General features: G+C 32.6%; 11 protein-coding genes, 1 riboswitch and 1 other annotated feature. Of the genes, 3 read left to right on the top strand and 8 right to left on the bottom strand.

Features of this window, described 5'->3' with window-relative positions:
- Positions 1 to 380: 380 nt before the first annotated feature.
- From BLP68_RS20755 to BLP68_RS20740, 4 genes are read right to left on the bottom strand one after another with little or no spacing between them, the layout of a single operon-like run.
- Complete coding sequence (locus tag BLP68_RS20755; protein ID WP_091547633.1) at positions 381 to 1,016, bottom strand: response regulator transcription factor; 636 nt, start codon at positions 1,014 to 1,016, stop codon at positions 381 to 383.
- The gene (locus BLP68_RS20750; RefSeq protein WP_091547632.1) at positions 1,013 to 2,155 is read right to left on the bottom strand and encodes a sensor histidine kinase; all 1,143 of its coding nucleotides are present in this window, start codon (positions 2,153 to 2,155) and stop codon (positions 1,013 to 1,015) included. Before BLP68_RS20750 ends, BLP68_RS20755 begins: the two co-directional genes overlap by 4 nt.
- A gap of 20 nt (positions 2,156 to 2,175) precedes the next feature.
- Positions 2,176 to 4,221, bottom strand: a complete 2,046-nt coding sequence (locus BLP68_RS20745) for a PAS domain S-box protein (protein WP_091547630.1) — start codon at positions 4,219 to 4,221, stop codon at positions 2,176 to 2,178.
- A 36-nt stretch (positions 4,222 to 4,257) separates the two neighbouring features.
- Positions 4,258 to 4,854: a flavodoxin family protein gene (locus BLP68_RS20740; protein WP_176759139.1), complete on the bottom strand. Its 597-nt coding sequence runs from the start codon at positions 4,852 to 4,854 to the stop codon at positions 4,258 to 4,260.
- 226 nt (positions 4,855 to 5,080) lie between these two features.
- On the opposite strand from BLP68_RS20740, the gene BLP68_RS20735 reads away from it, so the two are divergent.
- The gene (locus BLP68_RS20735) at positions 5,081 to 5,617 is read left to right on the top strand and encodes a DUF6512 family protein (protein WP_091547627.1); all 537 of its coding nucleotides are present in this window, start codon (positions 5,081 to 5,083) and stop codon (positions 5,615 to 5,617) included.
- 32 nt (positions 5,618 to 5,649) lie between these two features.
- On the opposite strand, the gene BLP68_RS20730 is transcribed toward BLP68_RS20735, so the two are convergent.
- The gene (locus tag BLP68_RS20730; protein WP_091547625.1) at positions 5,650 to 6,219 is read right to left on the bottom strand and encodes a xanthine phosphoribosyltransferase; all 570 of its coding nucleotides are present in this window, start codon (positions 6,217 to 6,219) and stop codon (positions 5,650 to 5,652) included.
- Positions 6,220 to 6,357: 138 nt separating this feature from the next.
- A riboswitch (purine riboswitch) is annotated at positions 6,358 to 6,459 on the bottom strand.
- A 348-nt stretch (positions 6,460 to 6,807) separates the two neighbouring features.
- Between BLP68_RS20730 and BLP68_RS20725 the strand changes: the two genes are divergently transcribed.
- Entirely contained in the window at positions 6,808 to 7,467 is a 660-nt protein-coding gene (locus BLP68_RS20725) for a hypothetical protein (RefSeq protein WP_091547624.1), read from the top strand.
- Here the strand turns inward: BLP68_RS20725 and BLP68_RS20720 are convergent.
- Positions 7,453 to 8,112 carry an HAD family hydrolase gene (locus BLP68_RS20720; protein ID WP_091547623.1) on the bottom strand — a complete coding sequence of 220 codons (660 nt, stop codon included), beginning with the start codon at positions 8,110 to 8,112 and terminating at the stop codon, positions 7,453 to 7,455. The genes BLP68_RS20725 and BLP68_RS20720 overlap by 15 nt on opposite strands.
- Positions 8,113 to 8,439: 327 nt before the next feature.
- Positions 8,440 to 8,659: a binding site (T-box leader), on the top strand.
- Between the two features lie 112 nt (positions 8,660 to 8,771).
- Between BLP68_RS20720 and BLP68_RS20715 the strand changes: the two genes are divergently transcribed.
- Positions 8,772 to 8,960, top strand: coding sequence for a hypothetical protein (locus BLP68_RS20715; RefSeq protein WP_091547621.1), 189 nt, complete (start codon positions 8,772 to 8,774; stop codon positions 8,958 to 8,960).
- Between the two features lie 104 nt (positions 8,961 to 9,064).
- Here BLP68_RS20715 and BLP68_RS20710 read toward each other — a convergent pair whose 3' ends face one another.
- The gene (locus BLP68_RS20710) at positions 9,065 to 9,493 is read right to left on the bottom strand and encodes a C40 family peptidase (RefSeq protein WP_091547620.1); all 429 of its coding nucleotides are present in this window, start codon (positions 9,491 to 9,493) and stop codon (positions 9,065 to 9,067) included.
- A gap of 130 nt (positions 9,494 to 9,623) precedes the next feature.
- Positions 9,624 to 11,036, bottom strand: a 1,413-nt coding sequence (locus BLP68_RS20705) for an S-layer homology domain-containing protein (protein WP_143003139.1), incomplete at its 5' end; no start/stop codon positions are given.

Below are 11,036 nucleotides of genomic sequence, written 5' to 3'. Positions count from 1 at the left end.
AAATCTTGTTTCAACCGTGCTTCATACTCTGTTTTCACACGTCCATGAGACCTCCCCAGGTAAGAACGCAATCTTTCCTTCCATCTATCTGCTACATCTACACCTTATGCTTCCGGATAGTTTAGGGCTTTGGTTTGTGTGGCAACCTTACCCAGCATATGTGTGCCTTATATGTAGTTTCTATTCGTCAGACCAGAAGTTTGCCGTCGGCTTCCTTCAGATTCCACCTCACGGTGGACACCCTTGCCTTAAGCTATGCGCTTGGCACTATCAACCCGCGCTAGGGACTTTCACCCATTAGATTGCGCCCATGCTGGGCGCACCACAAAAAGGAATTTGCATAAACAAATTCCCTCTTCCTACATTAATAAGCTTTAAAATTACTTATTTCCTCCCTTAAGATAAAAAATTGCAATTTGAGTTCTATCTCTTAAATGAAGCTTATCTAAAATATCTGATATCTTATTCTTAACTGTACCTTCACTTAAAAATACATGATCTGCAATTTCTTTATTAGAGAAGCCTTCTGAAATCAGTTTCATAATATTTACTTCTGCTTCTGTTAAATCATACTTCTGCCACTCAACCTTTTTTTCCATTTGTAGCATTGAGGTAAGTTTTGCAGTTACATCAGGATGTAGCAGTAAATTTCCTTGATATACAATCTTTATTGCTTCAATAATTTTATCTGGCGAAACATTTTTTAAGAGAAATCCCTTTGCACCATTTTTTAATGCCTCAAAAATGTAATCATCATCATCGAAAGTAGTAAGAATAATAATTTTTTTGTCTGGATAGATGCTAGATATTTTTTTAGTAGCAGCAACACCATTGCAAATAGGCATTCTTATATCCATTAGTATTACATCTACATCTATTTTCTGTAGATTATTATATGCTTCATCACCATTACTACTTGTATTAACAACTTCAATAGAAGTATCAGATGCCAGTATGTACTTTAAACTACTGCGAATTAACTCATCATCATCTACAATCATTACTTTTATTTTCATATTATCTCCCTTCTTTTGGGTATAATTGTGGTTATCGTAAACCCAATGTTTGAAGATTTTATTTCTAAGCTTCCACCTAAAAGAGCCACCCTTTCCTCCATTCCTGTTATCCCTAAACCTTTATTGATAACAGAAGCGCCTTGTCCATCATCAGCTACCTCCATTGCAACTCCACTCTCTAAATACTCAAGTGTCACCTTAATTAAGCTTCCTTTCCCGTGCCTTGAAGAATTTGTTGTAGCTTCTTGGAGATTTTTATACAAAGCAGTGATATCGCCAGGTAGCAAATCATATGGTTGCCCCTTAATTTCAAAAGCAGTATTAATACCAGTTTGACGTGTAAAGCTATCTAAAAAATCTTTAAGAGTTAAAATTCCACCTCTATAGCTTCTGGGTTTCATATTTTTAACAGTGGATCTTAGTAGATCAACACAATTACTTAAATAGTCCCTTGCTGACTCAAGCATCTCCTTAAGATTCTCTCCATCTACCTCTTGATATCGTATGATGGCTTCAAGCTGCATAAGTAAAGCGGTTAATCTATGACCAATTGTATCATGTATTTCAACGGAAAGCCTATTTCTTTCTTCTAGCTGCGACATAGCTTCAACCCGTTCAGTATAGTCCTCTAAAGTATTTTTCGTATTCTCCAACTGAATGCTGTATCTTCTATTCTTATCATATAATACCTCAATTTCTTCTATCTTTCCTTCCATCTTCTTGACTTGAATAGCATATACATATATTAGAAAAAAAATGATGCTATTTAATAATATCGTTTCGTAAGATATTTTATTTGCATAGGTTATATAAATGAATACCGCAAATATTATCCAGCTATAATATTTTTTAAGCAATGTCAAACAGTCTATTAATGTTATACACAGTAGCAGATAATTTACACCTAAATAGTTATAGTAAATAAAGATTATTATTGGTAAGTCTAAAAATATTGAAAATATAATACCATTGCTATTAGATAGTGTATTTACTCTCACTTGAGAGTTCAATATAAATGTTAGTAAAAACAACACATATAAAAAGTCTACAGTGTTGCCATTTAAAATAATTCCAATTATAACTATCAAAATAATAAAAAGACGTATAATCTGTTTTAACTCAATAAGCTTTCCAGACATATTGATCCCCCAATTTGATTTTAAAGATTTTCAAAGGAATAAAATCTATACTGATTTTTTCCCTCATCTTTAGCTTTGTACATGGCAGAGTCAGCTTTCTTAATTAGCTCCTCAGGGTCAACACCATCATTAGGATATACCGATACCCCTATACTTGCCGTAATATTAAATACATGGTCTTCTACTTCCCATGGTTTTCTAAAAATTCGGGTTATTTTTTTTGCCACCTTACTGATTTGAGTAATTTCATCTACTTCTGGCAATAGAATAATAAACTCATCGCCTCCAATTCTAGCAACTGTATCGCTTTCTCTCGTGTTAGATAACAGTTTGTCAGCTATGAGCTGTAATAACTGGTCACCTGCTCGATGTCCTAAGGTATCATTTATATTTTTGAAACCATCCATATCCATAAATAATAGGCCTATAAATTGTTCTTTTCGTTTTGCAGCCGCAAGAACTTGGTTTAATCTTTCATTAAACATAGTCCTGTTGTAAAGCCCTGTTAAACAATCCCTAAAGGCTAGATAGTTTATTTTTTCTTCTCTTTGTTTGCTTTCTGTTATATCCCTAATTATTGCAGCATAATGTGTGGCAACATCATTTTCTTTTATTGAAAAAATGTTTAACCATTGAGGATATACTTCACCATTCTTTCTTCTATTCCAAATCTCTCCTTGCCATTTTCCTTTTTCTAATATATTCTTCCACATATCTTTATAATGTGAATCATTATGCCTCAAAGACTTAAGAATACTTGGATTCAGATTACTAACCTCACTTCGAGTATACCCAGTAATTGTTGTAAACGCACGGTTAACCCATTGGATTTTTCCATGCTTATCTATTATAATGACTCCCTCTGTATTATTTTCTAAAACCTTTGCAAAAAGTGTGAGTTTCCTTTCAAACTCTTTCCGGGTTGATATATCTTTATAAATACCATAAATACCCCGTTGATGATCATTGTCAACAACAGGATAGCCCAATATATCAACATCTATAAGTGATCCATCCTTACACTTTCGTTTGCTTTCCTTTTTTATAAATCCACCTGAAATAATTTCCTGACTCCATAGATCGGCTTCATTAGACAATTCTTCTGGTACTATTATTTCCTTAATATTTTGTCCCATAACTTCCTCTAATGAGTATTGAAAGGTTTTTTCAAAGCTATGATTAATATTCATAACCCTATCTTTACTATCTAACATTACCATTGCTTCAGGACAATTTTCAAATAGCTGTTGAAACATTGATTTCTGTAATCGTAATTCTTCTTCGAATCGCTTTCTATCAGTTATATCATATATTATCGCATACCTCAGGTACTTTCCATGAACATGAATATTACCTCTGTATACTTCAACATCTATTACTCTTCCATTGGCCAGTTGATGCTTGAAATGATAGTACTTTCTACCTTCATTTTTAGCCCTTTGAACCTCATTATAAATTTCCGCCTTATCCATTACATTAATATCTGAAACTTTCATAGATTTCATTGTTACTTTATCATATCCATAGAAGTTGCAAGCAGCTTGATTTACATCAATAATATCATCAGAAACTGGATCAAACAAAAGCATTACTACATCACTGTTATGAAAAAATCCTCTATATAGATTTTCTCTTTCTTCAAGCTGTCCCATTTCACGTTTTCTCTCGGTAATGTTTCTAACCAATGCATAAAACATATTATTTCCCTCAGTTTTCAAGGCAATTAATAGAATTTCCGCAAAAAAAGTGACTTCTGTTTTTTTATAAATATGCTCCCATTCAAATATATGACTACCATTTTTCAACGCTTTTCTAAACATGTCCTTACCCTTATCAACAGATTTTTTTCCACAGGGCTGATATATAGGTGATATTTCCAATGGATTAAATCCAATTAATTGCTCCTTTTTGTCTAGTCCAAACATCTTAAGTGCAGCCTCATTACAGTCAATAAATCGACTATTTTCAATTATTAATATTGCATCGGTTGATTTCTCAAAAATAAACTTATAGTGAGAATCTCCAATGCTCATAGGGCACCGAACTTTATCTATATTCTTTTCCATAAGCTTATCCCCCCTACACAGTTTAATAATTATATTCTAAAATGAAGCATTATATTCCTCCATAAGTTTTTTTCCAGCTGTCCTTGCTTCTTTAAGCTTTTCTTCGTTTAAATATACTGGTACTTCATCTAAATTAGTAACAAAAAGATTACCTATATATTCAGTATTTATAGACTTGAAGAATAAATCCATTATGGGAACTACTGCAGAAAGTCCAAAAGGCTGATCAACAGCACCAGCAGTACAAATAACATAACCAAATCTTTTTTTATCACGATTAATCAAAGACTTTTTTAATGCATACTTACTTGACCAAATGGCTTGATTTCTGTCGATTAAAGCCTTCAACTGGGCACTAATACTATTGAAATATATCGGAGATGTTAGAATGATAATATCTGCGCTATTATACTTTTCAAAAATATCATTAATTGAATCATTTTTGATACAGCCTAGTCTTTTAGTACATGCATCACAGGCTGAGCATGGTACAGCCCCAACATCTGCGGCATATATTTTTTCAATTTCAATAAGTTGACTAACATCTTGTATACCTTGTAACATATTATCCAATAGAACTTCGTTGTTTTTACCTTTTCTAGGACTCCCCATGATAGCTAGAATTTTCAGCATAAATAACATCCTTTCTATGTCTTCTAGTGTATATTAATATGTTATCCTATTATTTCTATAAAAGTTTATAATCAATTTATACTTATTATTATATATTATTTATAAAATAATTTACATAATTTGTTTTTAAAGTCACAAAAATAATTCCATGGGACTGATATAAATTTTAATCAGTTTACATGGAAATACTAAGATTTAATAAACTATTTATTAAGGTGGGATACAATTGTCTAAGCTATACTATTGGGAATTAGCAGGTCTATTCTTTATTTTTACTGTGGGAGCTTTGTTTCATTTTGCATTTGATTGGTTAAATAGAATCAAAGCATTAGCATTCCTTTTTCCGGTAAATGAAAGTCCATGGGAGCATTTAAAAATGGCTTATTGGCCAATTATTATTTTTGCTTTCCTTGAGTTTTTCTTTTTAAATATTTCTTTTAACCATATTGTAGTCGCTAAGGCTGTTGCAGCCTTTTCAGTTTGCATTGCTATAATTTCACTTCACTATAGCTATAAAGCAATTATTGGAAGTCATATTGTATTTGTTGACATAATAATCTTTTTCTTAGCTATTGCACTAGGTCAATTGTTAAGCTATAGAATACTTACAGCCACAGCGCCTAAACCATTTGCAGTTATATTAGCTTACTTAAGTATTAGTGTACTAGGTTTTATGTTTATATTCTTTACCTTTAATCCACCGGATTTATTCCTTTTTCGTGCATCTTCAGGGAAATCTGGAATTAACGTAATAGTTAAATAGGCACAATTCTCATGGAATTATGCCTATTTTGCTTATCTGAAGTTTATTTTCCCATTCTTCATATCATCAACAATAGCTAATGATTTTACCTCTATTCCTTTCTCCCTCAGTACTTTACCACCTTTTTGAAATCCTTTTTCTATAACTATCCCTACTCCCAGTAGACTTGCATTAGCGCTATCAATAATCTGCTTTAATCCAAGAACAGCTTCTCCATTGGCTAGAAAATCATCTATTATTAGAAGCTTATCTTCTTCACAAAGATATCGTTTAGACACTCTTATTTTGTAGGTAACGTCCTTTGTATAAGAGTAAACTTCACCTTCATAAGTTTCTCTATCAAGGTTTTTCGATAGAGTTTTTTTTGCGAAGACAACCGGCACATTGAAATATTGAGCGGCAATTGTAGCAATTGCAATACCCGAAACCTCTGCAGTTAGAATTTTAGTAATCTCATAATCTTTAAAAAGCCTATAAAATTCCCTGCCTATTTCATTTAATAGCACTATATCAAGCTGATGATTAAGAAAACTATCAACCTTTAGTATTCCTTCACCTTCAACACGGCCCACTTCAAGAATTTTCCTTTTCAATAGTTCCATACTCCACCTCCATATATATATGTCCATTTCAGATATTGATTTCTTACCATGGATTTGTTAATTCTATGCATTAGAAAATCCCTGTATTTTTCTACAGGGAATCATATAATAGTTAATATCATAAAGCATATCGCCTTGTTCAACTATTCATCACCCCGTAGTCAAACCATTTACGGTGGTTTGGTAGAAACTTTTGGACCATATCTCCATTATTATACGAGAAAATATTAAAATGTATTTCATAATTATAACTAATTTGAATCAAGAAATCAATGTATTAAGTTTTTTTAAATTATCTTGAGATTTATAAAAGGATTTTTTATTTATTTATATGTATAAGAGAGTTTACATAATGTTGATTTATTTTGAATTTGTGTTAAAATATATTAGTACACAATGTTTTAGATTACTAGTTATTTCACTTTCAATTTCTAACTTTAATTTTTTATTTTCTTCTTTTATTTTTCATCTTTTTAATTTTTAATTTTTAATTTTTAATTTTTAATTTTCTATTTTCAATTTTTCATTTTCAATTTTCAATTTTCAATTTTCAATTTTCAATTTTAATATAGTATAGGGGGTATGTAAATGTTGTCCTTAAAGGGTTCTAAAAAAAGGATATATATTCTTCATGCAATTCTTTTTTTATTAATATGGATTCTATTTACTCTATATCCCAACCCATATAAGCTAGGTGTCTCTATTTTGCGACTGTACCGACCAGCCATTAATATCGATGCGGTTGAGGACCTTTTAAGGGAAGCTCCTGATGACCCAGCAGAAATAGAGGCATACGTATTGGAGAAGATCCCCTATCAATTTGATTGGTCAACATACGGTGTTCCTCTCTATTTCCCAACTGCAGAAGAGGTCCTTAAAAAAGGTACCGGGGACTGTAAAAGTCGATTCATTGTAATAGCTTCAATTTTTGAGGCAAAAGGTATACCCTATAGGCAGAGTTTTTCATTAAGTCATTTCTGGATAGACTATGATGGCAAAACTGAAAATAGAATTGAACAAGCTTCAAATGCTCTATTTATTAGAACTGATGAGGGTACTAAATTTCAATTACCAGGAGAAGATATTAAAGAAATTTATGAGGTTTTAAAGGAAGGCTTCTGGGATTATATGCCTCTCCACAGAAAAATAATTCTTCTGTTAGGATTTCCACTTAGTGTTTGTATGGGTATACTATCTCGCAAAAGACAAAATAGAAAAAAAGAACCTTATGCTCTACCTATTAGTTAATAGAACATTAAGCTCTTCTATAGAAGTAACAATAAAGGTGGCCTCGGCCGCCTTTAATTCTTCCTCTCCTCCATACCCATAAGTAACTCCAATAGACTCTATATGATGTTGTTTTGCTCCGATAATATCATATTTTCTGTCACCAACCATTATCGTATTATTACATGTAATTTCTGGGATTATCTCCCTTATGTATTGAATAACCTCGTCTTTTTCACATCGACTGCCATCAAGATTACTTCCCGCAATTAATGTAAAAAACTCTTCAAGCTCAAAGTATTTTAATATTTTTTCTGCAAAATAAGTAGGCTTTGATGTGGCCACAATTAAAATTTTACCTTCTTCCATTAATCCTTCTAGCAGTCTACGTATTCCGTTATAGGGAATATTTTCAAACATTCCCTTTTCACTAAAATATTCTCTATAGTATTTTATTGCTTCCGTTGCCTTTTCGCTATCAAAGCTATAAAATTCCTTGAAGGAATATAATAGCGGTGGTCCAATAAAGCTTTCAAGCTTGTCTAAATCATCTTCCTTTATGCCATATTTTGCGAGGGCATACTGTACTCCCTTCGTTATTCCCACCTTCGGATCTGTCAAAGTACCATCCAAATCAAAAAGTATGTATCGATATTCTTTTTTCATAAGTTCACTCCCATATTTTTGACATATATATTACCAATTTAACATAATGGGTTGAAAATTAAAACCCCATCCAATTTTTGACTTTCATAAAGACAAGCAAATAAAGATACATCTAATATTATATAAATACCCTGTTTAAAACAGCTCAATAATCACTATAATTTTTGAACAGCAATACAGTTAGTATTATTACATTGAGTTTTAATCATAAAATACTATCATCATTTTTCCATAATTGCATATATATACATATACACTTTTTTCAGAATTTTTAATCAATTCTATTGACTTGAGCAAGAATACCTGATAGAATTAATTTTAATTAAATACCCAGCAATGAAGGAGAAAAGTATTTTAATAAGGCAGTTTAAGAGAGTCGGGTTTGCTGTGAGCCGATACTGTTTAGAATACAAATCCCTCCCGAGCTGTATCTTCGAAATATTTAAAGTAGTTGATACCGGGTTTGCTCCGATAAAGGCAAAAGCAAGAGAGGCATCTGATAAGGATGCAATAAAGGTGGTATCGCGGGTTTACACTCGTCCTTAAAAATAATTAGGGGCGTGTTTTTTTATAATTTTTTTCTATAGGGAGGTGTACAATTCGCATCAGTATTGGTTTATTGTAATTAATAATTAATTAAAAAATTGGAGGAGATTATTATGGCATTAGTAAAAAAACAAGCATCTGAGGAGGAAATGAAAATGGGGAAATCTGTTATGGCCAGCAATAGGGAAGTTAAGGACAATGTAATTTCATTAAAGCCTCAAAAAACTACTGAAACTATAGAAAATCTTAACAATGTGAATTTTTGGGGTGTAGGCTTTAAAAAGGATCATCTAATATGGTAAAAACCGATGATGCTGACCTCAGAATAAAAACTAGGAGGTACAATATTAATATCATTAATAAAAAGTGCTGTATTGTTAAATAACAACTACAGCACTTAATTTCTTTAAATCAACCTTACAGCTCCTCTAAACTTCCTCCAATGACGATTAATTGAATCAACTGATAACCCTCTATTGGGGGACATGTGAATAAATTCTCTATCATTAATCATAATACCGGAATGGGTAATAATATTTCTTTTTACAGCAAAGTAAATTAAGTCTAAAGCTTGTAATTCTTCAATATCAACCTCTTTCCAGCCTAAAGATTTTATTCCCCTTACATACCGTTCTGGGTCTTCTAAATACCATCTATAATCTATTGGCCTTCCATCACTGTCCGGAAGCTTAATTCCAAACTCTTCATAGAATAATATAATGAAGCCTAAGCAATCAATTCCCTCCTCAAGACTTCTTCCATTATGCTTAAACCTTGCATACCTAAAACGCTGAATTAATTCCTGTACCTTTTCATCAAAATTATTATTATTCATAATAGACCTCCACTTAATAATAGACTTTTGCTACTATTTTATGCTGGAGGTTTAAACAGGTGAAAAAACATTAAAATAAAAGAGGCAGGGTTGAAAACCCTGCCCTACATAGTCCTTACTAATAGATATATTACATATCTAATTCTGGATAGTATATTTCTGTCCATATCTGGTAGCCATCCTCTAGCCTTATATAATAATGACTATTTATAGCTGCCTGAATTGCTTCATAATACCATGCTGATTCATCTAAATCTGGGAATTGCCTTGCTTCCGGAAGTATATCCTCCTTTTTTACCTTTCTACCCAGTACGTTGTTTACTAGGGTAACGAATTCAGCTCTTGAAATATACTTATCCGGCTTAAAGGTTCCATCTGAATAACCATTTACCCATCCCTTTGCTGCTGCAGAGTTAATGTAGGTGTTAGCCCAATGATCTGAAATATCCGAGAAGCTATCGCCTTCAAAAGGACTTAGCTTATCAAATCTTGATGCTATTACAGCAAGCTCTGCTTTAGTTATATATTGACCTGGTCTAAAGGTTCCATCAGAGTATCCTTTTATGATACCAGCATTGGCCAATGTAGCAATATGCTTAGTTGACCATCTACCTTCTTCTACATCTGTAAAGCTATGTTCCATTGTAAATATGCTTTCCCTATAAGAATCAGTTAATAGTCTGTAGAATACAGCTGCCACTTCTTCTCTTGTAATCAATCCCTCTGGTCTTATGGTGTTATCGGGATATCCTCTTAAATATTGGAAATGATTTTCCCGATCTAAAGCCCCTAGTGGAATTTCGTCATCTAATAATTCGATTACTTCCTCTTCTTCAACCACACTAGGACTTACTATCGTTGGGGGAGAACTGTCATCAGTTCTATTGTCATCATCTCTAGAGTCATCATCTCTAGAGTCATCATCGCTAGAGCCAACGGCTCTATAGTAGAAATTGATAACATTATCTTCCAGTTCTAGAGTTATTGTTACAGAGGACTGAGATACAAGTGAATATCCTGATATACTAATAGCATTTTCTGTAACATCATTACCGAAGGTTTGATTTTCTACAATTTTAGTCGATGCTACAGATGTAGTGGTGTTGTTTAAGTAGTAATTTACAGTGTAGCTTATATCGGTTCTAGCTTTATAGTAGACCTTTATAATATCTTGTTCAGCAATGAACACTTCAAATGGTAGCTCTGTTGAGATCGCTTCATCTAGCTCAAACCCTATTGGCATATTTTCGTAGCTTACATTTTCTACTACTGGGTTAGATGCTAGAACTAAACCATATATTACCTCAAAAGGTTCTTCTTCGCCATTCATGTAGTATTCTACTGTATACTCTAACTCCTGAGTTTCACCTACTATATAGTATACTTTGATTACATTAGCTTCAACGGTTACTGTGAATGGTAACTCTGTTGAATTTACTGCATCCAACTTGTAACCTGCCGGAATATTCTCATAGCTTACACTTCCTACTACTGGATTGGCTACTAGTACTTTAGCTTCTATTTCAGCAAATGGTTCTTCTTC

It is taken from the genome of Alkaliphilus peptidifermentans DSM 18978 (assembly GCF_900101495.1).
Lineage (GTDB): Bacteria > Bacillota > Clostridia > Peptostreptococcales > Natronincolaceae > Alkaliphilus_C > Alkaliphilus_C peptidifermentans.
This window is presented reverse-complemented; position numbering and strand designations above follow the sequence as displayed.

Coding starts and splice junctions, on each gene's coding strand:
- BLP68_RS20755 (WP_091547633.1), bottom strand. CDS start 1,016: ATGAAAATAAAAGTAATGATTGTAGATGATGATGAGTTAATTCGCAGT.
- BLP68_RS20750 (WP_091547632.1), bottom strand. CDS start 2,155: ATGTCTGGAAAGCTTATTGAGTTAAAACAGATTATACGTCTTTTTATT.
- BLP68_RS20745 (WP_091547630.1), bottom strand. CDS start 4,221: ATGGAAAAGAATATAGATAAAGTTCGGTGCCCTATGAGCATTGGAGAT.
- BLP68_RS20740 (WP_176759139.1), bottom strand. CDS start 4,854: ATGCTGAAAATTCTAGCTATCATGGGGAGTCCTAGAAAAGGTAAAAAC.
- BLP68_RS20730 (WP_091547625.1), bottom strand. CDS start 6,219: ATGGAACTATTGAAAAGGAAAATTCTTGAAGTGGGCCGTGTTGAAGGT.
- BLP68_RS20725 (WP_091547624.1), top strand. CDS start 6,808: ATGTTGTCCTTAAAGGGTTCTAAAAAAAGGATATATATTCTTCATGCA.
- BLP68_RS20720 (WP_091547623.1), bottom strand. CDS start 8,112: ATGAAAAAAGAATATCGATACATACTTTTTGATTTGGATGGTACTTTG.
- BLP68_RS20715 (WP_091547621.1), top strand. CDS start 8,772: ATGGCATTAGTAAAAAAACAAGCATCTGAGGAGGAAATGAAAATGGGG.
- BLP68_RS20710 (WP_091547620.1), bottom strand. CDS start 9,493: ATGAATAATAATAATTTTGATGAAAAGGTACAGGAATTAATTCAGCGT.